Source organism: Moraxella osloensis (assembly GCF_001553955.1).
GTDB classification, from domain to species: Bacteria; Pseudomonadota; Gammaproteobacteria; order Pseudomonadales; family Moraxellaceae; genus Faucicola; species Faucicola osloensis.
In genome coordinates this window covers 1,668,238-1,689,293 of the sequence record NZ_CP014234.1, presented here as the reverse complement: position 1 = coordinate 1,689,293, position 21,056 = coordinate 1,668,238, and the positions used below count along the sequence as shown (strand labels likewise).

Annotated in this window: 21 protein-coding genes and 1 riboswitch; of the genes, 7 read left to right on the top strand and 14 right to left on the bottom strand. The window is 45.1% G+C overall.

The features are described from left to right. Positions 1-178: 178 nt before the first annotated feature. Positions 179-562 (bottom strand): HNH endonuclease, encoded by a 384-nt coding sequence (locus tag AXE82_RS07430; RefSeq protein WP_062333147.1) that lies wholly within the window; start codon positions 560-562, stop codon positions 179-181. 107 nt (positions 563-669) lie between these two features. Between AXE82_RS07430 and AXE82_RS07425 the strand changes: the two genes are divergently transcribed. Then, positions 670-1,260, top strand: coding sequence for a DUF4442 domain-containing protein (locus AXE82_RS07425; RefSeq protein WP_062333146.1), 591 nt, complete (start codon positions 670-672; stop codon positions 1,258-1,260). Between the two features lie 10 nt (positions 1,261-1,270). On the opposite strand, the gene AXE82_RS07420 is transcribed toward AXE82_RS07425, so the two are convergent. The 3 genes from AXE82_RS07420 to hemN form a co-directional block, all read right to left on the bottom strand. Continuing rightward, positions 1,271-1,876, bottom strand: a complete 606-nt coding sequence (locus AXE82_RS07420) for a class I SAM-dependent methyltransferase (protein ID WP_062333143.1) — start codon at positions 1,874-1,876, stop codon at positions 1,271-1,273. A 250-nt stretch (positions 1,877-2,126) separates the two neighbouring features. Beyond that, positions 2,127-2,594, bottom strand: a complete 468-nt coding sequence (locus AXE82_RS07415; protein ID WP_062333140.1) for a hypothetical protein — start codon at positions 2,592-2,594, stop codon at positions 2,127-2,129. Between the two features lie 12 nt (positions 2,595-2,606). Then, complete coding sequence (gene hemN / locus AXE82_RS07410; RefSeq protein WP_062333137.1) at positions 2,607-4,085, bottom strand: oxygen-independent coproporphyrinogen III oxidase; 1,479 nt, start codon at positions 4,083-4,085, stop codon at positions 2,607-2,609. A gap of 207 nt (positions 4,086-4,292) precedes the next feature. On the opposite strand from hemN, the gene AXE82_RS07405 reads away from it, so the two are divergent. Further along, positions 4,293-5,786 (top strand): YifB family Mg chelatase-like AAA ATPase, encoded by a 1,494-nt coding sequence (locus AXE82_RS07405; RefSeq protein ID WP_062333134.1) that lies wholly within the window; start codon positions 4,293-4,295, stop codon positions 5,784-5,786. A gap of 39 nt (positions 5,787-5,825) precedes the next feature. On the opposite strand, the gene AXE82_RS07400 is transcribed toward AXE82_RS07405, so the two are convergent. The 3 genes from AXE82_RS07400 to phoU all read right to left on the bottom strand — a co-directional run bounded on the left by AXE82_RS07400 (position 5,826) and on the right by phoU (position 8,018). After that, entirely contained in the window at positions 5,826-6,386 is a 561-nt protein-coding gene (locus tag AXE82_RS07400) for a DUF4385 domain-containing protein (RefSeq protein ID WP_062333131.1), read from the bottom strand. Continuing rightward, positions 6,373-7,107 (bottom strand): phosphoglycolate phosphatase, encoded by a 735-nt coding sequence (locus AXE82_RS07395; RefSeq protein ID WP_062333128.1) that lies wholly within the window; start codon positions 7,105-7,107, stop codon positions 6,373-6,375. Before AXE82_RS07395 ends, AXE82_RS07400 begins: the two co-directional genes overlap by 14 nt. Positions 7,108-7,247: 140 nt before the next feature. Continuing rightward, a complete protein-coding gene (gene phoU / locus AXE82_RS07390; protein WP_062333125.1) occupies positions 7,248-8,018 on the bottom strand; it encodes a phosphate signaling complex protein PhoU in 771 nt (256 codons plus the stop codon). 345 nt (positions 8,019-8,363) lie between these two features. Here phoU and pstS point away from each other — a divergent pair, with 345 nt between their 5' ends. After that, a complete protein-coding gene (gene pstS / locus AXE82_RS07385) occupies positions 8,364-9,368 on the top strand; it encodes a phosphate ABC transporter substrate-binding protein PstS (RefSeq protein WP_062333122.1) in 1,005 nt (334 codons plus the stop codon). An 81-nt stretch (positions 9,369-9,449) separates the two neighbouring features. On the opposite strand, the gene AXE82_RS07380 is transcribed toward pstS, so the two are convergent. After that, positions 9,450-10,835 carry a TolC family protein gene (locus AXE82_RS07380; RefSeq protein WP_227713369.1) on the bottom strand — a complete coding sequence of 462 codons (1,386 nt, stop codon included), beginning with the start codon at positions 10,833-10,835 and terminating at the stop codon, positions 9,450-9,452. A 116-nt stretch (positions 10,836-10,951) separates the two neighbouring features. Beyond that, positions 10,952-11,054: riboswitch (TPP riboswitch) on the top strand. A 107-nt stretch (positions 11,055-11,161) separates the two neighbouring features. On the opposite strand from AXE82_RS07380, the gene thiC reads away from it, so the two are divergent. Beyond that, positions 11,162-13,180: a phosphomethylpyrimidine synthase ThiC gene (thiC, locus tag AXE82_RS07375; protein WP_062333119.1), complete on the top strand. Its 2,019-nt coding sequence runs from the start codon at positions 11,162-11,164 to the stop codon at positions 13,178-13,180. 189 nt (positions 13,181-13,369) lie between these two features. Here the strand turns inward: thiC and AXE82_RS07370 are convergent, their stop codons facing one another. The 5 genes from AXE82_RS07370 to dnaJ form a co-directional block, all read right to left on the bottom strand. Next, complete coding sequence (locus tag AXE82_RS07370) at positions 13,370-13,888, bottom strand: IS630 family transposase (RefSeq protein ID WP_062331883.1); 519 nt, start codon at positions 13,886-13,888, stop codon at positions 13,370-13,372. 20 nt (positions 13,889-13,908) lie between these two features. Next, the gene (locus tag AXE82_RS07365) at positions 13,909-14,289 is read right to left on the bottom strand and encodes a helix-turn-helix domain-containing protein (protein WP_062331885.1); all 381 of its coding nucleotides are present in this window, start codon (positions 14,287-14,289) and stop codon (positions 13,909-13,911) included. Between the two features lie 24 nt (positions 14,290-14,313). Beyond that, a complete protein-coding gene (locus tag AXE82_RS07360; RefSeq protein WP_065252195.1) occupies positions 14,314-15,342 on the bottom strand; it encodes a restriction endonuclease in 1,029 nt (342 codons plus the stop codon). A gap of 59 nt (positions 15,343-15,401) precedes the next feature. Further along, the gene (gene dapB, locus AXE82_RS07355) at positions 15,402-16,208 is read right to left on the bottom strand and encodes a 4-hydroxy-tetrahydrodipicolinate reductase (protein WP_007116601.1); all 807 of its coding nucleotides are present in this window, start codon (positions 16,206-16,208) and stop codon (positions 15,402-15,404) included. Positions 16,209-16,430: 222 nt separating this feature from the next. After that, positions 16,431-17,597 (bottom strand): molecular chaperone DnaJ, encoded by a 1,167-nt coding sequence (gene dnaJ / locus AXE82_RS07350; RefSeq protein WP_062333117.1) that lies wholly within the window; start codon positions 17,595-17,597, stop codon positions 16,431-16,433. Between the two features lie 253 nt (positions 17,598-17,850). Between dnaJ and AXE82_RS07345 the strand changes: the two genes are divergently transcribed. Beyond that, the gene (locus AXE82_RS07345) at positions 17,851-18,510 is read left to right on the top strand and encodes a DUF2939 domain-containing protein (RefSeq protein WP_062333115.1); all 660 of its coding nucleotides are present in this window, start codon (positions 17,851-17,853) and stop codon (positions 18,508-18,510) included. Here AXE82_RS07345 and AXE82_RS07340 read toward each other — a convergent pair. Next, complete coding sequence (locus tag AXE82_RS07340) at positions 18,507-19,211, bottom strand: pseudouridine synthase (RefSeq protein WP_062333113.1); 705 nt, start codon at positions 19,209-19,211, stop codon at positions 18,507-18,509. The genes AXE82_RS07345 and AXE82_RS07340 overlap by 4 nt on opposite strands. Before the next feature lie 49 nt (positions 19,212-19,260). Here AXE82_RS07340 and AXE82_RS07335 point away from each other — a divergent pair, with 49 nt between their 5' ends. Together AXE82_RS07335 and AXE82_RS07330 are read left to right on the top strand one after the other, a co-directional pair. Further along, positions 19,261-19,857, top strand: coding sequence for an IMPACT family protein (locus AXE82_RS07335; protein WP_062333110.1), 597 nt, complete (start codon positions 19,261-19,263; stop codon positions 19,855-19,857). Positions 19,858-20,038: 181 nt separating this feature from the next. Then, positions 20,039-21,022 carry a YheT family hydrolase gene (locus AXE82_RS07330; RefSeq protein WP_062333108.1) on the top strand — a complete coding sequence of 328 codons (984 nt, stop codon included), beginning with the start codon at positions 20,039-20,041 and terminating at the stop codon, positions 21,020-21,022. The last annotated feature ends 34 nt before the right edge of the window (positions 21,023-21,056 follow it).

Here is a 21,056-nt window from a genome sequence, read left to right as displayed (position 1 = left end):
TAAACTTTAACAGCGACAGCCAGATATAAAACCCTCTTTTTTATTGACTACACGCCTAACAAGTCATTATGCGATATCCTTGCTTATGTCCTAGCTTATGTCCTAGTTGCAGGCAAGGTATAATGGTCACCATAAAAAGACTTGCACAATTAGCTGCTATCTGCTAAAAATCCATTCACTAAAAATCTTTGCCACTTTTGACCCGAATGGTTTGTCCAGCCGGGCGTTTTTTGATCCAGTTAATGAATTTTTGCATCTCGGTCTGTTCTTTTAGCCGCTCAACCGTATGGTAGTAGCTGGATAATTCTTGGTTGCTAAACACTTCATGCACCTGCGCATGACAAGCAGGACACAGCATGGCGATGTCGTTTTTCATTTCATCACGGCTAAATTCGCGTTTGGTACGGGCTTTGTCGTGGCGGGATTTGGGAATCAGATGATGCTGGGTTAATTCAACTTCATCACGTCCACACAATTCACACGGTGGCGATGGCGCTTTTTCCGCCAAAATCGCCTCCCAGAATGCTGCATCTTCGTTATTTTTTACTTTACCTTTTGCCATTAATTTGTCATGCTTTGCTATCAGTGGTATCCATCATACAATAGCATTGTTGTCTTGCCAATGGCGTGTTGTCCACTACTTTTTTTCATGTTAAAAACGAGTCTGCCATGTTATCTAAGCTATCCAATTTATCCAAGCTATCTAAGCTACCCAAGTTATCTAAGCTATCTAAGCTAAGCCAAACCTTTCAATCCCAAGCCAAAGACTACCTTAATCCGTTTAATAACCCCAAGCTGTTAAAGCAGTTTTTTAACTTTTATCCGCCATATTTTGGGGCGGGTATCCGTGTTGAAAGCCTTGATTTCACCAACCACCATATTCGCGTGCATTTACCGTTAAACAAACTCAATCAAAACATCGTCGGCACCCAGTTTGGGGGCAGTTTGTATTCGATGACCGACCCATTTTTGATGATTTTGTTGATGCAAGCCTTGGGCAATGAGTACGTGGTATGGGATAAGTCGGCGAGCATTGATTTTGTTAAAGCGGGCAAAAGCGATGTGTTTGCCGATTTTCACCTTGATGACACCGAAATCGATACCATAAAAGCCTTAGCAAAAGATGGTAAAGCGGTGTTCCGCAACTATGAGGTACAGGTGGTTGACGACCAAAATGAGGTGGTTGCCACCGTCACCAAGACCCTGTACATCCGGTTACGAGCCTACAGTAAATCAAAAAACCAAACGGTGAGAATTTAGCCAAAGGGCGTTAGTCTTTGACCGCCATGGTGATGGTATAGGTTTTGCCTTGTTTGATTTTATCCGAATTACCAAACACTTCGGTAAATGAGCGTTTCATAAAGTCTCGCAAGCCGTTGATAGTCACCACATAGAACCGTGCGCCACTTTCCATCGCATTGTAGGCATCGAGCAAATACAGATAATGCTGTTCTTTACTGGCTTTGGCAGGTAAGTTACTCATCACTAGGCTAAATTTTTTATCTTTTTCAACATCACGAAAGCCATTGGATAGCTGAACTTGGGCGTTATCTAAATGATTTTTTTGGCAGTTAAGTTTGGCATATTCCACCGCCACAAAGTCTTTGTCGATGAGCAAATGCTGTCCGTTCGGGCATTCACGGGCGGCAGTCATACCCAGTACGCCATAGCCACAGCCTAGGTCGATTGAGTGGTCATCGTCTTTGAACTCGATATAGTCAAGCAGCATAAGGCTACCCTCGTCAAGTTTTTCAGGCGAGAAAATTCCCCAAGTGCTGGTAAAGTGAAACGGCTTGCCAAGCACATCTTGGCTGAACTGAATGTCTTCGCGCCAGTAGGCAGATTTTTTGAGTAAGTCGGTGGGGATTTGGTGCATGTTTATTCCAAAAATTAAAGAAGGGTTAAGCCAAATGGCTGATACGTGCTGAATTTGGCGGCGGACTAAAAACAAGCCATAGTAAAATATGCGTATCAACGATGAAAATGGGCTTTAGTTTTTTTGACGGCTTTTTCATAGATTGATAAATTCTTCTTCGGTCATCTCAAAATCATCTTTGATGGTGAACGGCTTGGGCAATCGTTGGGCTTGGATTAGTGATTTGCAATTTTATTCCTTAAATCTGTTATCAACAAACAAGAAATAAATGAGAGTTTGGGCAGTCAGGTATACCCATACTCATTTTTTTTGGATAAGTTTCATCAGTCGGTAAACCACCGCCTCCAAGACGAATTTCATCGCCTTCCTTATACTTTTTACCTTCAAAAGTAAGTGTTTTACTGGCTTCATCCCAATTTATGGAACTCTTTTCAAAAATAGGTTGGGTATAATCGTTTCCGTTCGCTATTACCAAACAACTACCTTGTACTTTTAAACGACCACTTAATGCGGCTGTCATACAAGTAGGAATTTCATTGGGTTTTGGTTTGGGGCGTACAAAAGTCGCTACTCTTGAAGCGGGAATTTCTTTACCTATTTCAACAGGTTTTGGTGTGGAAGCTGGCGGCATTTCAGCTTTTTCTATAGGCGTATTTTGCTGACAACCAAACAAGCCAAAAACCATCGTTAAACCAACCATTTTTAACTTTGAAAACATTTTAAAATCCTTTTAAATCACCTTACTAAAACGATTGCCTTCTTTACTCGCCAAATAAGTATCAAACACCATCGCTACATTGCGTCCCAAAAGTCGCCCTTTTGGTAGCACCCGAATGCCTTTGGCATCCATATCAACGAGTTTATCCGCTTGCATCTCGCCCAGTTGGCGGATTTCATCAATAAAATAGGTCATCGGGTCAATACTAAAGCGCGCATTCACATCCTTAAAATCAATATAATCATGGCATAGCAGATTCATAATCACATAACGGCGCAGCAAGTCAGGTAAGCGCGCAGAAATCACCTTCACTGCAGGCAATTTTCCCGCATTGATGAGATTTTGGTAATCATTCAAATCCGTTGGATTTTGCAAAATATGAAGACCAATCTGGCTAATTGACGACACCCCAAATCCCAGTAAATCACAATTGCCATGTGTGGTATAGCCTTGAAAATTGCGGTGCAATTTGCCCTCACGTTGGGCAATCGCCAGCTCATCATCAGGCTTGGCAAAGTGGTCAATGCCGATATATTGATAGCCTGCGTCAGTCAGCGCATGGATGGTATTACCGAGCATGGTCAATTTGTCGGCAGGGCTTGGCAAATCCGCTTCATTAATCTGACGCTGACCTTTAAATCGCTCGGGCAAATGGGCATAGTTAAAAACAGATAGACGGTCTGGCGATATATCGATGATGCGCTCAACCGTATTGCGCATGCTATCCACCGTTTGGTGCGGCAACCCGTAAATCAAGTCAATATTGATAGAATGAAACCCAAGGCGGCGAGCTTCCGTCATCACCCCTTGAATCATTTCTTCTGACTGCACGCGATTGACGGCAATTTGTACTTTTTCTTGCAAATCCTGCACACCAAAACTCACCCGATTAAACCCAAGTCCACGCAATATCTCAAGCGTGGTCGGGCGCAATTCTCGTGGGTCAATTTCAATCGAATAATCAGCGGTAGGTTTATCGCTAAAAGTAAATTGGGTTTGCAAAAAGTTCCACAATTTGACCAGTTCATCATCGGTCAAAAAGGTGGGTGTGCCGCCGCCAAAATGCACTTGTTCGACGATAGGGTCGCCTTGCATCAAGCTGCGTTTATGCCGAATTTCTGAAAATAAGTACTCAAGATAATCGCCTGAATCACTGTTTTTCTTGGTGATGATTTTATTGCAGCCGCAGTAATAGCACAGGTGGCGACAAAACGGAATGTGAAAATACAAGGACACTGGCACCCGTGGGTCTTTTTCTGCCAAAACGCGGGCTTCCATACCGTCAGCAATCGGGACAAATTCTAGCGCGGTTGGGTACGAGGTATAACGGGGACCTGAGCGGTTGTATTTATTGATGATAGCTTCATTAAACAAATGGGTTTGGGTGGTGTAGTTACGATTGGCATTGGCATACGGATTTTCGATGATTTCGACAGGGCGGTCAAAAGTGGGCAGTTCGCTGTCAGATAAAGGGCGAGTTTGGTCTGTCATAATAGTCTCGTATAGCGTGTAGCGTAAAATTCTCGGAATATTGGTTGTGATTATACCATAGTCATCAAAGATAGCCGATGATGAGAAAATAGATGAATTATGCTATGATTTAGCCGTTTTTTATCAAAAATTGTCTAATTGCTGCCATAAAAAACTGCCTGTCTTGTGTCAAGGTAGCCGCCAAGTGGTTGAAAAAGGATTTTAAAAATGTCGTTTGCTCAAGTCTATACGCGCTCGGTGGTAGGTTTAAATGCGCCAAGCGTGATGGTTGAAGTACATTTATCGCAAGGATTGCCCGCAGTCACCATGGTCGGCTTACCTGAAGCCGCGGTACGCGAGAGTAAAGATAGGGTGCGCTCTGCCATTATCAACTCGGGTTTTCAATTTCCCAATCGTCGTTTGACCATCAACCTTGCGCCCGCGGATTTACCCAAAGATGGCGCACGGCTTGATTTGCCGATTGCCATAGGCATCTTGGCAGCCAGCGGGCAAATTGATGAAACCGTGCTTGCGCAGTACGAATTTATTGGCGAATTGGCGCTCAATGGCGATTTACGAGGCATTGCTGGGGCGTTGGCAGTATCACGGGCACTCAAGGTAGACCGGCGCATCTTGATTGTTCCCAAAGACAATGCCGATGAAGCGGTCAAAGTCGATGGCGTGAAGGTGTTGCAAGCCGATACCCTCAAAGCCGTGTGCCAACACTTGATGAATGAGCAACCACTCAGCGAAGCCGAGCATAAGACATCTTACCAATCAGCCAATTACATGCTTGATTTAGCCGATGTCAAAGGACAACACCAAGCACGTCGTGCGCTCGAAATTGCCGCCGCCGGTGGTCATTCACTATTGTTTTGTGGTTCACCGGGGACAGGCAAAACCTTGATGGCATCTCGCCTACCCACCATTTTGCCACCGCTTAATGACCATGAAGCGCTCGAAGTTGCCAGTATTTACTCGATTGCCAACAGTGATTATGACTACGGCACACGCCCTTTTCGCCAAGTCCATCATACCACCTCAGCAGTGGCGCTCGTGGGCGGCGGCTCATCCCCCAAACCTGGTGAAATCACGCTCGCCAATCGGGGGGTGTTATTTTTGGATGAGATTCCAGAGTTTGATCGCAAGGTACTTGAGGTACTCAGACAGCCCATCGAGAACAAAGAAATTGTCATCAGCCGTGCCAACTCTCAAGTGCGATTTCCCGCCAATTTTCAGCTAGTAGCAGCGATGAATCCCTGCCCCTGTGGCTACTATGGGGATAAATCAGGTCGCTGCCAGTGTCGACCTGAGCAAATCAAACGCTATCAAGAAAAGCTATCAGGACCTTTGCTGGACCGTATTGATTTGCATATTACCGTGCCTGCCCTGCCTGCCAGTGATTTGCAGTCAGCACAGAAGGGTGAGTCTTCTGCGGCAGTGCGTGAGCGGGTGATACAAGCCTATCAGCGTCAGCAAGCCAGACAGGGCAAAGCCAATAATGAACTCTCCCCCAGTGAACTTGACCAATTTGCGCTGCTTGGCGATGCAGAAAGTCGTATTTTGGCAATGGCACAAAGTCGGCTGAATCTGTCCGCTCGCGGCTATCATCGCGTCCTTCGCGTCGCCCGCACGATTGCAGACTTGGCAGGCAGTGAAGCTATCCAAACCGCGCATCTGACAGAGGCACTCAGTTATCGTAGTCAATTAACGAATGCCTAATTTTCGTGCTAACTCACCATACAGCAAGATACAGCCAACCTATAAAAACGGATGCTCGCGAAAAAATGTGGGCGGCAGGTTATCGTATTGGGTGTCGTTGACGTATTTGGCTTCAAACTGTTTTTTTAGCGCTTTATAATCCGCATTGGCGCGGCATTCATCCCATTTTTGCTTAAAAATTTGCGCGGATTGGGCTTTGATTTGCGCGGATTCAAGCTGTTGTGATTGCTGCGGCAATTGCTCACGCCCATGCGCGCCACTTTGTCCTTTTTTAGCGTCAGGGACAGCGCCGTCATATTTTTTACCCCCTTTGTGATTGGCATAACGACGCGAGCGCGTATAACCCATTTGGATAAATTTACGCGCCATATCAGCACCGACAAAATCCCCTTGAGCAAGGTAGTCCAAAAACATCGCATAGATGGTATCGCCGCTCTCACGCGCAAGTTCTGGCGTAGCAAATCGCCAATGCGGCAAAATCTCGGATTTATATGGCTCTACCAATAACACCCCTTGCTCACCGCGCCCCACCCGATACAACGCTGGATGCTCGCGAAAATTCAGCGTGTCAAAGTTGAGATGATAGTTAAACTCGTGCATGACTCAAAAACTCGGTCAGCGTGGCAAAGTCATCAAAGGTTTGGGTCGGATGATAATCGCGAATATCCTGCCCATAATTATAGCCATACGACAACCCAAGCGTATCCATGCCCGCGTTTTGCCCTGCCAAAATATCGTTTTTGGAATCACCAATCATATAGCTTTGAGCGATGCTAAAGCCCAGTTTGTCACAGACGTGCAGTAGCGGCATCGGGTCAGGTTTTTTGGCAGGCAAACTATCGCCACCCAAAATATAGGCAAAAAGGGCTTGCCAACCCAATTTTTCGACAATCGCAGGAACAAAATCAATGGGTTTATTGGTGGCAATAGCGAGGGTATAGCCTTGCTCTTTAAGCTGACGCAACCCTTCGCCCACCCCTGCATAGGGCTGGGTTCTGACACAGGTGTTTTGATGGTAGTAGTCAAAGAATAGAGCAAGCGCCTGATTGGTATCATCTTCCGTGAGATTGGGGTCAATGGTTTGTGAGCCTGATAAGGCACGTTGCACCAATACTTTGCCGCCATTGCCCACCCAGTTGCGGATGACATCTTCGCTAAAGTTGGCTTTGCCAAGCGCGGTTAACATCGCATTGACGGCGTCAGCCAAATCTGGCACGCTATCAATCAACGTACCGTCCAAGTCAAAAATAAGTAACGATTTTTGGGTGATATTTTCCCCAGTGGATGGGGGGATTGGGCTATTAAGTGATTCGCTAGACATGGTGTTTCCTATCGTTTTTTCACCAAAAATTAATAGGCTACAGTGTAGCAGAATCACTTAAAAATACCATGCAACCGTCCATTAAAATAACCTAACCCTGACAACCAATTCCGCCTAAGAGCAGGTTTGACTAAAAAACGTTAGTTTTCGCCATTACTCGGTTGATAATCTAGTGAGGCATCAGCGATTTCATTGCTAGCTTCGGGATTCAGCGCGCTGTCCTTTTTGGCACCCAGTTTTTGATAACGCACATCTTCACCGGTAATACAAAAAATCAATTGCTCAGCGATATTACGCGCATGCGCACCAACACGCTCTATCGAACGCAGCACCCATAAAATATCAATGACTTTTGCTACATAGCGACCATCTTCCATGATGTAGGTCATCATCGCGCGTGACGCGGATTTGTACATCGCATCAATTTCACTATCCTGCTCTATCACTTGGTAAGCGCCTGTTGCATCAAACTTGGCAAAAGCTTCTAGCGCATTTTTTAGCATTATCTGCACAAAATTACCCATTTGATGCGCTTCATGATACCCAATCGGTGATTGACCTTCACGGGTGGCACGGCGCGCCATCTTGGCGATTTTTTTGGCTTCATCACCAATACGCTCAATGTCAGCACTGCATTTGCTCACTGCCATGATTAGGCGTAAGTCGGTAGCAGCAGGTTGACGACGTGCCAATACTTTGACCACCGAATCATCAAGCTGCTGCTCAGTAAAGTTGATTTCTTTGTCACCATCAATGACATCTTCGGCAAGCGCCACATCACTTTTTACCAAAGATTCAATTGCTTTGGTGAGATTGGCTTCTGCCATGCCACCCATTTTTAAAAACAAATTCACCAAGTTTTGTAAATCTTGGTCATAACTTTTTGATAAATGCTCACCAATTAAATTCATATTTCCCTTCCTAACTCATGGATTGTGACTCATGGACTGTGCAAAATTGTGATTAAAAAAGACGTTAAAGAAAACCTACTATAACTAAAAATTGCGACAAAATGATGAAAAATAGCGCGCCTATTCGCTGATATTGCATCATATAAACCGAGCAAAAAACCTAACAAACATTTCAATGTCATCAAACTTTAACATAACCGTAATAGATTTGACATTTTGTTACATTAACATGGCAACAATTTTTCAGCTTTGGGTGATTTAAAACGCGACATATTGGTTGGCGACTCCCAAGCTAAGTTACCATCTTCCCTGACAATCATCTCATTTGTCCATCAAGGAATCATTATGAAACTATCACATTTAATCGTCAGTGTGGCATTCGCTGCTGTAGGCGTACAAGCCAATGCTGTCAACATCACAGGCGCTGGTGCAACCTTCCCACAACCTGTTTACTCAAAATGGGCAGGCGCGTATCAAAAAGCAACAGGCAACCAAGTAAACTACCAAGGTATCGGTTCTTCTGGCGGTATCAAACAAATCCAAGCAAAAACGGTTGATTTTGGTGCCACTGATGCGCCAATGAGCCCAGCAGAGCTAAATGCCAGCGGCTTAATCCAATTCCCCACAGTCATTGGTGGTGTTGTACCTGTGGTTAACATCGCTGGCGTCAAACCAGGTCAATTAAAACTATCTGGTCCAGTCCTTGCTGATATCTATATGGGCAAAATCACTACTTGGAACGATGCACGTATCCAAGCATTAAACCCAGGCGTTGCCCTACCCTCTGCTAAAATCACCACGGTTAACCGTTCAGACGGTTCAGGTACCACGCACGTCTTTACAACTTACTTAAGCCAAGTATCAAGCGATTGGAAATCAAAAGTAGGCGCAGACAAAACCGTTAAATGGCCCAATGCTGCAGCAAGCGTGGGTGGTAAAGGTAACGAAGGCGTATCAAGTAATGTACAACGTGTTGCCAACTCAATCGGCTATGTTGAGTACGCTTATGCAAAACAAAACCGTTTAGCTTATACCCAACTTCAAAACCGCGCCGGTAAATTTGTGATGCCAGACAACACAACCTTTGCTGCAGCGTCAAACATCGACTGGGCAAAATACCCAGGTTTTGCAGTAACCATCACCAACATGCCAGCAGCCAACGCATGGCCAATCTCTGCAGCGACGTTCATCCTTGTACCACGTGCTGGCGGTGCTAAAGCGAAAGAAGTGTTAAAATTCTTTGATTGGTCATTCAACAATGGTGACGCAATGGCTACTTCTCTTGACTACGTACCACTACCAGCAGCCACTAAAGCCGCTGTTCGTAAAGAGTGGACTAAAGTCAAATAGTCATCTGTTTAACTGTACTACGCAAATTAACCCTGCCGATTGGTGGGGTTTTTCAGCTCAAAATTTTGCCAAAAAAGAGCATTATATCAGCTGATTATCTAGCACTTTGACCGTGTCATCGGTCAGATTGCCCGCAGCTTTTTGTAGGTCAATGTAGGCATTTAAATAATCAAAATACGCATTAATCAAATCGCGTTTGGCAACATGATATTGACGCTCTGCCAGTAGTGTATCTACCATCGAGCGCACCCCCAAGTCATAGCCTGTTTTTGACGCTTGGGCGACGCGGCGATTGGCTTCCACGGCAGTTTGCTGGGCTTTAATTGTGGCACGCTGTGCGACCAAATTTAGATACGCTTGGCTAGTCTGAGTCATCGCGGCTTGGTACACATAGGCGAGGCGACTTTTTGCCGCTTGCGCTTGAAGAGTGCCTTGCTCTACGCCTGCCCGCGTCCGCCCACCGGTATAAAACGGGAAATCCACTTCCACCCCAAAGCTATAATTGGTGCCATCAATAGCGCTTTGGTTATTATGGCTATAGTCTTGCCAACCCACATTGCCTACCAAATCGACACGGGGGTAGATATTGGCTTTGAGATAATCGACTTGTTTGTTAGCAATCGCCACTTGGGTTTGTGCTAGCTGAATATCGAGATTATTATTTTGTGACTGCTGCATCCAGTTGTCGATACTTTGACTTGCCACAAGATTCAAATCAGGCGGTAATTTGATACTGTCAAGCTGATTGATTGGTTGACCGGTAAGCAGTGATAACTGCTGTTTGGCATTTACGATTGCCACATCATTATTGGCAATAGAGGCGCTGACGCTTTCAAGCCTTGCACGGCTCTCTTCGGTATCTACCCGCGCCGCTACCCCTTGCGCGAGCCTCGCTTGCATCATGTCATTTTGTGCTTTGAGTGCGGTGAACTCGGCATTAAGGCTATCTGTCATCGCTTCGGCGCGCAATACATTGAGATAGGCTTTGCTGATTTGCTCGATGAGTTGTTGGTGCTGCTGTAATAGCTGGATGTCATTGGCTTGACTGGCGAGCACGGCTTTTTCATAATTTGCCCATTTATCAGCACGAAACAAGGCTTGGCGCAGTCCGATACCAATTTGGCTTACGCTATTGCCCGTGTCTGGGATGTTATCATCTTTGGGATAAAACTGGTTATGTTTGACACTGCCTTGTAGTCCCACTTGCGGCAGCATATCGCCAAACGCTAGCTGCACATTTTTTTGCGTTGCCAAATAGTCATATTGCTGCCCTGCCCAATTGCCGTTGGTGCGCTGGGCTGCACTATACAATTCCCACAAATCCTTTGCCATCACGGCTGGACTGAGGGACATCGACCCTATCAATGACACTGCCATCGCCCCTAACCGCCATCGGGCGCCAGTCGCTTTACGATTCCACAAACCGATACATTCCATATCAATAATTACAACATTTTCAACAACCAAGGAGCCTCTATCATACCGATAGTTGTCAAAAAAATCAGTAATTTAGTTGAGTAAATCATCGTCACAAAATGGCTAAAAATCTATTAGGTAAACCTGTGAGTTTTTGTTAATATGGAGGTATTGACTCGGGGTGCAGTTGGGTGACATACCAACGGCTGAGACATACCCGTCGAACCTGACACGGTTAATACCGTTGTAGGGAAGTCGTCTATTAGGTTAGTTAGACCAATATTTTTCTAGAATCAGTTTTTTTAGAAACAGTCACACTCACCTATCTTCGCCCGAGTCCAGCAAACCATCACTTCATAACATAACATGGACTCGCTATGAACCAACTTACCAACGTTACCCACAAGACCCCTGCCCACCGTGACCCTACCGACGACCGCTTTGAAGAAGAAGCGCGTGATTTGACGCGCGCCTTGCCGGCATCTCGCAAAGTCTACATCCAAGGCTCACGCCCTGACATCCAAGTGCCGATGCGGGAAATCACCTTGACCGATACCCCGGTGGGCGGTTTTGGCAAGGCAGAAGGCGAAAAAAATCCACCGTTTTATGTGTATGACACCTCAGGGGTGTATACCGACCCCAATGTCGAAATTGACCTGACTAAAGGCTTACCAAAACTGCGTCAAGCTTGGATAGAAGCGCGCGGCGACACCGAGCAGCTTGCCAAACTCTCAAGCCAATACGGCAATGAGCGTGCCAATGACATCGCCACGGCTAACCTGCGCTTTGGGCATATCGACAAGCCAAGACGAGCGCTCAATGGCAAAAACGTCACCCAAATGCACTACGCCAAACAAGGCATCATCACCCCAGAGATGGAATACATCGCCATCCGTGAAACCCAAAAACAGCATGACCTGACAGATTTGCGCCAGCACGCTGGTAACAACTTTGGTGCCAATACCCCCAAAATTATCACTCCAGAATTTGTACGTGCCGAAGTCGCCGCAGGACGGGCGATTATTCCCAATAACATCAACCACCCCGAATCAGAACCGATGATTATTGGGCGCAATTTTTTGGTCAAAATCAATGCCAATATCGGTAATTCAGCCCTGGGCTCCAGCATTGATGAAGAAGTTGCCAAAATGACCTGGGCTACCCGTTGGGGCGCGGACACCATCATGGACTTGTCAACCGGTAAGCATATCCATGAAACCCGTGAATGGATTATCCGTAACTCCCCCGTGCCCATCGGTACCGTACCGATTTATCAAGCCCTAGAAAAAGTGGATGGCGTTGCCGAAGATTTGACATGGGACATCTTTAAAGACACCTTGATTGAACAAGCCGAGCAAGGCGTCGATTATTTTACCATTCACGCGGGTGTACTGCTGCGCTACGTACCGGTGACCGCCAATCGTTTGACGGGTATCGTGTCACGCGGCGGCTCGATTATGGCGCAGTGGTGCCTTGCCCATCATAAAGAGAATTTTCTTTATACCCACTTTGAAGACATTTGCGAGATTATGAAAGCCTACGACGTGGCGTTTAGTCTGGGTGACGGTTTGCGCCCGGGTTGCCTACAAGACGCCAACGATGATGCGCAGTTTGGTGAGCTCAAAACCTTGGGCGAGCTGACCCAAGTGGCATGGCAACATGACGTACAGGTTATGATTGAAGGTCCAGGGCATGTTGCCATGAACCGTATCAAAGAAAACATGGACTTACAGCTTGAAGTCTGTAAAGAAGCGCCTTTTTACACACTTGGACCTTTGACGACGGATATCGCGCCAGGCTACGACCATATCACATCCGCCATTGGTGCGGCGATGATTGGTTGGTACGGCACTGCCATGCTGTGTTATGTGACGCCAAAAGAGCATTTAGGTCTGCCGAATAAAAAGGATGTCAAAGACGGTATCATCACTTACAAAATCGCCGCACATGCAGCGGATTTGGCAAAAGGACACCCAGGTGCCCAAGCGCGGGATAATGCCTTGTCAAAAGCGCGTTTTGAGTTTCGCTGGGACGACCAGTTTAATCTCAGCCTAGACCCGGACACGGCTCGTGAATTCCATGATGAAACCTTGCCAAAAGAAGCGCATAAATCAGCGCATTTTTGCTCGATGTGTGGTCCAAAATTCTGCTCGATGAAAATCACCCAAAACGTGCGGGATTATGCAGCAGGGCTTGAGTTTAATAAACCACAGCTTGGGCAAGACATCACCCCTGATACAGGTGAGTTATCGGATGCCAGCCACGCTATCAAGCAGGTGGATACTGAATTGGTCGGGCAAGTCGGTGAAGCGTCTGCCGATGAAGTCCGCCTAGGCATGGAGCAGATGAAGCAAAAATTTATTGAAGAAGGTAAGCAGTTATATAAAGAAGTTTAAATTTTTTGGTAAAAAATAGGGTAGTTAATCTACCTTATTTTTTTAATACCGCTTAATTTTTTCAAAAAAATCATTGTCCAGTACAAGCTTTGGCTTAGAATCTACTTGCTTTAACCCCACTTCATGCTCCATCATCAGCTCAATTAGTGCCATTTGGTCAATCAAGATTAAACTATAGTTAAAACCGAATTATACCAAGCAACTTTCAACACAATCCTTAAGCGTATCAAACTTGCTTAGCGTTAAACGAACCTTTTGCTTGATGACTGCCCACAACTGCTCAATTGGATTGAGTTCAGGTGAATAAGGCGGTAAGTACGTCAGTTCAATATTATAAAGTTCCGCAATTTGCTTTAAATCGCCACCATGATGAAATCTGGCATTATCCAACACCAATACACGTTTTGGATAATTTCCCTTATCATCTTTTGGCAAAGATTGCCCCAACGTGTGTAGCCAATTTTCAACCGTCACTCGTTTACAACCACCTTCAAAGGTAACAGGTGCGATGAGTTTAAAGTCATTTAATCGCATCGCCCCTATTAAGTTTAAGCGTTTGCCTTTATTGGCATCGATTTTGGCATAACAAGGCTTGCCAATAGGCGACCAACTGCGGGTGTAATATTGCCTTTGATAAAATCCTGTTTCATCCATAAACAGTATGTTGTCAGCCGTGATACTTAAGGTTAAAAGCAGTAAACCTAGCATCAGTGTAAACCCAATTTGCTTTATGGGGTCGGCTTGCTTAAACAGCGGGGTCTTTTTTTAAAACTCCATTTGATTCGACGTAAGGTTTGTAAAAAGGCGTTATAGGAAATACCAACATCGGGATGGTCTTTTAAGTATTGTTCTCTAAGCTGTTTTGCGGTGTCAAATTCTTGTGATTTAACATAGTCCTCAAAGGCGACTAGGTCAGTGATAATGTGTTTTACGCCAACAGGTGCAAAGGGTTTTGGCTTGGTATTCCCTTGTTCTTGATAGAGCTTTATCCAGTCATCAAGGGTGTTGCGGTTGATTTCAAACAACCTAGCTGTTTTGCTTTTGTTGCCTGTCTTTTGCCAGTGGTTGACGGCTCTGTCTCGTAAGTCTTGGTTGTATATTTTGGGCATGGTGGTATTGGTTTAAAATGCTTATTATATTACAGTTTTAACTATATGCGACTCAAGGTTTTCAAAATAATCGAGCGCGGGTTTGGTAAAGCTAGTTGTGGTAATAAAAATACCATGATGGCTGTCTTTCTGCGGTGGATAGCCGCCCACAAAGTTTCTTAATTCGCGATTTGAAATATTATTACCTTGGGAGTAAAGTTTTGCTTGAATATAGTACGTATGCCGTTCTTCATTAGAAAATATTTGAGTAATCATACCGTCAATACCGCCGTCATTGGCTTTTCCTGTATGGTGCGAACTTAAGTTACTTTCTGGACTTTCATTCTCTAGTGAACGCTCTACCAATTTCACGCAAAACCATTCAAATTGTAATGGTGTTAAATTATCAAGTTGGGTCAATATCATATCTGGGGTAACTTTTACATTGCCATCGCTGACCATGGCATCTTGATAGTTATTCATAAATAATGACGTGCGGCGCGTTGTCTCATTGATAAAATAGTTAATCAATGGGTCACCACGTTTGCCATATGCCACTTGATTAACTTTTTTAAGATCTTGAAAAGACTTTTCATCAAAGCGTTTTAAGTTTGCGATATAATCATTATTTGGGATACCTTTCATAAGATATTGTGAAAAATTTTCATTGGCTAACCAAAAAAATATCTTGCCAAGTGGATCTATCCTAACGAGATTTTTTATGGTTACTTTTTCATCAAAGGTAATTAAGCTTGCAAACTCTTTACCAATATTTGGCTGCAAACTAAAACAGTTCTCTTTGATAACACCCATGGCAGATAAGCACATTAATATCAAATTAGTCAGTGGCTCGTAACAAGGTGTCCCTTCCTCATATTCATTTTGAATGTCAAATTGGCTTAAGTAGCTAATACTTTTTTGATCGTCACTTAATTGAGCAACCTTATCAAACTCACGAAAAAATAAGTTTTGACTAATACTGCTACGCCCACTAAGATTCTTTAGCGTTTGAATCCCTGAATTTAGTAAATCACCAAATGGGGGTAATTTGGTGATATTTGCTGTTTCGCCCATTATTGTTTCCTTCAATACATTAGCCTTATCTAGTAAGCATCGAACCCATATGCGTTAATTTAGTCTTTCAGTCCAAGCACATCTTGCATATCAAACTGTCCTGTTTGCTGCTCATTGACCCACACCGCAGCACGCACCGCCCCTGCGGCAAAGGTCATGCGCTCACGGGCTTTATGGGTGATTTCAACTATCTCGCCATCGGCGATAAACATCACTGTATGGTCGCCGACAATCTCGCCACCGCGAATGGCATGGATACCAATCTCGCCTGCTTTGCGTGCCCCAGTTTGACCTTCTCGGCCATAAATTGCCACGTCTTTTAGGTTTTGACCGCGTCCTTTGGCAACTGCTTCAGCCATCATATAAGCAGTGCCCGATGGCGCATCAATTTTGTGTTTATGGTGGGCTTCGATGATTTCGACATCGGCGCTGTCACCAAATGCTTTGGCAGCCATTTCAAGCAGTTTAAGGGTTAAATTCACCCCAGTTGAATAATTACCTGCATATACGATGGCGATTTTTTCACTTGCCTGTTTTAAGATAGCGTTTTGTTCATCGTTTAGGCCTGTTGTCCCAATGACCATATTGACGCCTTTGTCAGCACAAAGTTGTAAGTTTTTGGCAGTCGACTCAGGCAAGCTAAAATCTATGAGCACATCAATATCATGAATGACCCCTGCCAAGTCATCAACCAAAGCGACATTAGTTTTGTCGAGATTAACTAGCTCGCCCGCATCCACGCCCAACAAGCTTGAGCCTTGACGCTCTATCGCCCCTGCAAGGGTAGTTTGTGGGTTTTGTGCCACCGCTTGAATCAGCATACGTCCCATGCGCCCACCTGCGCCTATGACCCCAATTTTTACCATTTGCTTATCCTTTATCTAGCCCAATTACCTAGTGTAACTTTCTAATTTGATTTTCTAGCCTGATTTTCTTGCATAAATTTCTAAGTTCAAATCATAACAGCTTGTCTCGCTGAATCCTAGCGTAACTCAATACTGGCTTGTGCCAAAAAAAACCCTTGCAATCATTACAAGGGTTCGATGTTTCACGTGAAACTTCTATAAAACACTATAAACCAATAAAACTTAGTCAAACAAGTCTTTGACATCTTCTTTGAGTTTATCAAAGAAAGATTTTTTCTGTGGTGATTGCTGATGATCACCCATGGAGGATTGTAGCTGACGAAGTAGGTCTTTTTGTTCGTTGTTAAGGTTGGTCGGTGTCTCCACCACCACACGGCATAACAAGTCACCTTTCATCGTCGTGCGCACGGGGGTAACGCCTTTGCCTTTGATACGGAATACTTTGTGGCTTTGGGTGCCTTCAGGAATGCGTAAATTGATACGTCCTTCAAGCGTTGGCACTTCCACCTCACGACCTAAGGCTGCATCTGCAAAGCTGATTGGCACATCCATGTATAAGTCAGCGCCTTCACGGGTAAAAATAGGGTGCTGTGCCACACGGATTTCAACATACAAGTCGCCGCTTTCACCGCCTGTAATCGCTTCACCTTCGCCCGTTAAACGTACCCGATCGCCATTGTCGATACCGGCAGGAATGGTGACTTCAAGGGTGCGTGATTTTTCTTTAACACCCGAGCCATGACAGTCATTGCAAGGATTTTTGATTTGTTTACCTGAGCCGCCACAGTTGGGGCAAGTCTGTTGCACAGCAAAAAAGCCTTGCTGCATACGTACCACACCCGCACCACCACAAGTTGCGCAGGTCACGATATCGCTGCTATCTTTGGCGCCCTTACCATCACAAGTTTCACAAGGGGCAGGTGCGGTAAAGGTAATTTCTTTTTTTGTCCCTTGCACCGCTTCTTCAAGCGTCAAATCGAGCATATAGCGTAAATCTGAGCCGCGTCTGCTACGTCCACCCCCTGTGCGACCCCCAAAGATGTCGCCAAAAATGTCTTGGAATCCGCCTGCGCTGCCACCACGACCGCCGCCCATGCCGCCAAAAATATCGCCAAAAATGTCTTGGAAGTTTCCACCACCAAAGCCGCCACCGCCCATGCCATTCTCAAACGCGGCATGCCCCATACGGTCATACGCTGAACGTTTGCTGTCATCACTGAGCACTTCGTATGCCATCGAGGCTTCTTTGAATTTTTCTTCGGCGGCAGGGTCATCAGGGTTACGGTCTGGATGGTATTTCATCGCAAGTTTGCGGTAGGCTATTTTGATTTCTTGTTCATTAGCGGTTTTATCTACCCCTAATACTTCATAAAAATCGCGTTTTGACATAGTAACTCCTTTGGCAGCATAGTTTTGACAGTACGGAAGAGTGGGTTCGACCGGTAGCAACGTTTAGCAGCTGCCAAACCTGTGAAAGACTAAAATTTAAAAATATGCAATATAGTGGCGATTTTTGTTAAATAATCAAGCAAATAATCGGCAATCAGCGCAAAAATATTTTGCTTTTTTTGCAAGAAAAATACGCAATAGCCTAGCCCGTTGTTTTAAACTAATTAGCAAACTCTAACCCTGATAGTGATTTATGAAAAAACTATTATCTTTGCTAATCATCCTCGCACTGATTGTCGTCGCATGGGTATTTGCCTCCCCTTATTGGGCAGTGTACCAACTGAAAAAAGCCTATGATGCACAACAAGCAGACACCATCAGTGCAGCGATTGAATTTACGCAATTGCAGCAAAGTGTCAAATCGCAGCTAAGACCTGTATTGGTGGAAAAAGCCAATCATGTGGCAAAATCCCCTGTTTTGCAGATGCTCAATATCGAATTAAATCCTGATGACCTAGTAAACAAAATGGTCAATCAAGCCGTCGATAATACCGTTACGCCAGAGGGCGTACAGTATGCGCTGACAGGACAAGCGACCAGCGAGCTGCTCAAAACAAATGTCAAACTGCTGGGGGGCTTGGTGGCAGTAGCGATGGATAAGATTGATATCAAAGACTTGATTTTGGCACGCAATTCAGCTGAGCTTAATCAAAAAATTAAACAACAACTGCAATCGCCCAATCCCAATGCCACCACAGCAACGTCGCAGACCCAACCGACCACACACTATTGTGGTGTTAACTGTTTTGAAGTCACCGGACAGGTGCGTGGCTATCCGTTAATGCTCCGCTTGCAGCGCCAAGGGCTTATTTATTGGAAAATCGTGGGTGTGACGCTGCCGCTAAATGCTTAAAACTGGTCAATTTCTTCAGCGGTCAAAAACCGGCTTTCGCCTTTTTCTAATCCTGCTAAGGTAATGTTACCGATGCTGGCACGGTGTAATTCAATGACTTTATTGCCAAAGTAGCCCATCATGCGTTTGACTTGGTGATATTTGCCTTCCGTGAGTACCAGCTTGGCATGGGTAGCATCAGAAAAACTTAACTCAGCGGGTTTGGTTTTATCGTACTCATCCTTAAGCATGATGCCTTTTGCCAATTCTTGGATAGCAAATGCCTGTTGTGCTTCAGTCATTGGCTCGGCAAGCGTCAACTCATACACTTTTGCCACATGATGTTTGGGGCTGGTGACGCGGTGCAAAAAGCCACCATCATCGCTAAGCAGCAGCGCACCTGTGGTATCGACATCGAGTCGCCCCGCAATCCGCAAACTACCTAGCTGGGGTACATCAATCAAGTCTGTGACAATCGGCCACTCTTTTGGCTTTAGGGTGCACTCAAAGCCTTCTGGCTTATATAGCAGCAAGTAGCGATTGCCCATCGCAACCGATAACGGCTCACCCGCCCATTCGATATCGTCATCCACTTCATCGATATGTAGGCTTGCATCTTTGACCACCTCGCCATTGACAGTGACTTCGCCTGCGTGCAAGATTTTTTTGCAGTCTTTACGCGATAGCTCGGTGGCTTTGCTTAAAAATTTGTCTAAACGCATTTTTTTGTTATCCTAGTGCTTGTTTTGTTTATTGTAACATAGATTAACCATGACCTATTACACGCTTAGCGACCCATGTACTGCCACACTTGAGATTAAAAAAAGCCAATTTTTGGGCTTTGGCTATCCCATTGATAGCCGCGAGCTTTTAATGTTTCACGTGGAACAATTACGCAGCCAGTATCCCGATGCACGCCATGTCTGCTATGGCTATATTATTGGCGACCCGCGCAACACCACCTCGGCAGGTTTTGATGATGATGGTGAGCCCAGTGGTACAGCAGGCAAGCCGATTTTAAACGTGTTACAACACAAGGGCATTGGTAACTGCGTGGTCATTGTGGTGCGTTACTTTGGCGGTATCAAACTTGGTGCAGGCGGGCTGACACGTGCCTATAGTAGCACCGCGCAAGCCGTGGTTGATAACATGAATTTGCACGCGTTTGTGCCGTTAAGCGTGATAATAATTGAAACCGATTTTGCCAATGAGTCCTTTGTCAGACATACATTAGACGGCTTTAATGCCACGATTTTGCAGGTTGATTATGGTAAAAATGTCGTTTTGACAGTGGAGCTTGCACAAAAATCGGTTCAAGCACTCAGCGAAAAAATCGGCTTTTATGGGAATGTAACAGCCAGTGAATAACCAAAAGCCAATAACCACAGTAGCAGCGTGAAAGTGATAGCCTAGCAAAATTTTTCTCAAAAAAACAAATTGTCCTCAAAAAAACCTATAAAACACCCCAAACTTAGCTCACAAGTCGCCATGAAAAAACTGTCAAAAAGCCGTAAAATAGTCAAAAATCATAACAATCACTAGGTATATTATGAATATTCACCAACTACCACTAACGCCATTTCGCACCCCGTTTTTTTTAGCCAACCCCCACGTTCAAACCATTTTACCCAAGTTTATCAAACTGCCAAAACCTAACTATCAGCGACACCTTCACCCTGACCGTACCGGCACTACCCAAGTGGCTTATGACTTTGTGTTTGCCAATATCGACAATCAGCCAAACCTCGATAAGCCATTGGCGGTGATGTTTCATGGGCTTGAAGGCAGTAGCGACAGCCATTATGCCATTGCCTTTGCCCACCAAGCGCACCGATTGGGGTATGATGCGGTTATCGTCCATTTTCGCGGCTGCGGCGGGGTGGATAATACCTCAGAATTGGACTATAACGCGGGTGATACTGCCGAAGCGGTGCATATGTTTAACCTGCTAAAAACTCAGTACGGTTATAGCCGAATTGTAGCCAGTGGCGTGTCGCTCGGCGCCAATATGCTGGCGCGTTATCTGGGCGAGCAAGGCGATGCAGCTGCCTGTGAAGCAGCGGTGGTGATTTCTGCGCCCGTCGATTTGACGACTTCGGCAAAAGCCATGCATCGTTTTGTCGCCAAACGCGTGTATACGCCTTATTTGCTCAATCCTTTATTGCAAAAAGCCTTCAAAAAGGTGGATGAGCCAGCACTAATCAACGCATTAAAAAATATCAAGATGATTGACGAGTTTGATGAGTTATATACCGCGCCGCGCCATGGTTTTGGCACAGGGGCGAATTATTACATTCAAGCCTCGGCCCTACCTGTACTCAAAAACATCACTAAACCCACGCTGATTATCACTGCCAAAGACGACCCATTTTTGGGCATTCTTGCCACCCAAGCCGATGTGTCACCTTGTGTGCGCTTACTGTATAGCCAGCATGGTGGACATGTAGGCTTTGTGCAATTACAAAACAAAAAACTCAATTTGAATTGGCTGCCTAGCACCACCTTTAAATTTTTTCAGGCTTGTGCTGACTGATTGCTATTGCTTCAATAAAAAACGCCATCACAAT

Bases quoted from the DNA above. Each gene is read 5' to 3' on its own strand.
- AXE82_RS07430 (WP_062333147.1), bottom strand. From the start codon at position 562: ATGGCAAAAGGTAAAGTAAAAAATAACGAAGATGCAGCATTCTGGGAG.
- AXE82_RS07425 (WP_062333146.1), top strand. From the start codon at position 670: ATGTTATCTAAGCTATCCAATTTATCCAAGCTATCTAAGCTACCCAAG.
- AXE82_RS07420 (WP_062333143.1), bottom strand. From the start codon at position 1,876: ATGCACCAAATCCCCACCGACTTACTCAAAAAATCTGCCTACTGGCGC.
- AXE82_RS07415 (WP_062333140.1), bottom strand. From the start codon at position 2,594: ATGTTTTCAAAGTTAAAAATGGTTGGTTTAACGATGGTTTTTGGCTTG.
- hemN (WP_062333137.1), bottom strand. From the start codon at position 4,085: ATGACAGACCAAACTCGCCCTTTATCTGACAGCGAACTGCCCACTTTT.
- AXE82_RS07405 (WP_062333134.1), top strand. From the start codon at position 4,293: ATGTCGTTTGCTCAAGTCTATACGCGCTCGGTGGTAGGTTTAAATGCG.
- AXE82_RS07400 (WP_062333131.1), bottom strand. From the start codon at position 6,386: ATGCACGAGTTTAACTATCATCTCAACTTTGACACGCTGAATTTTCGC.
- AXE82_RS07395 (WP_062333128.1), bottom strand. From the start codon at position 7,107: ATGTCTAGCGAATCACTTAATAGCCCAATCCCCCCATCCACTGGGGAA.
- phoU (WP_062333125.1), bottom strand. From the start codon at position 8,018: ATGAATTTAATTGGTGAGCATTTATCAAAAAGTTATGACCAAGATTTA.
- pstS (WP_062333122.1), top strand. From the start codon at position 8,364: ATGAAACTATCACATTTAATCGTCAGTGTGGCATTCGCTGCTGTAGGC.
- thiC (WP_062333119.1), top strand. From the start codon at position 11,162: ATGAACCAACTTACCAACGTTACCCACAAGACCCCTGCCCACCGTGAC.
- AXE82_RS07370 (WP_062331883.1), bottom strand. From the start codon at position 13,888: ATGCTAGGTTTACTGCTTTTAACCTTAAGTATCACGGCTGACAACATA.
- AXE82_RS07365 (WP_062331885.1), bottom strand. From the start codon at position 14,289: ATGCCCAAAATATACAACCAAGACTTACGAGACAGAGCCGTCAACCAC.
- AXE82_RS07360 (WP_065252195.1), bottom strand. From the start codon at position 15,342: ATGGGCGAAACAGCAAATATCACCAAATTACCCCCATTTGGTGATTTA.
- dapB (WP_007116601.1), bottom strand. From the start codon at position 16,208: ATGGTAAAAATTGGGGTCATAGGCGCAGGTGGGCGCATGGGACGTATG.
- dnaJ (WP_062333117.1), bottom strand. From the start codon at position 17,597: ATGTCAAAACGCGATTTTTATGAAGTATTAGGGGTAGATAAAACCGCT.
- AXE82_RS07345 (WP_062333115.1), top strand. From the start codon at position 17,851: ATGAAAAAACTATTATCTTTGCTAATCATCCTCGCACTGATTGTCGTC.
- AXE82_RS07340 (WP_062333113.1), bottom strand. From the start codon at position 19,211: ATGCGTTTAGACAAATTTTTAAGCAAAGCCACCGAGCTATCGCGTAAA.
- AXE82_RS07335 (WP_062333110.1), top strand. From the start codon at position 19,261: ATGACCTATTACACGCTTAGCGACCCATGTACTGCCACACTTGAGATT.
- AXE82_RS07330 (WP_062333108.1), top strand. From the start codon at position 20,039: ATGAATATTCACCAACTACCACTAACGCCATTTCGCACCCCGTTTTTT.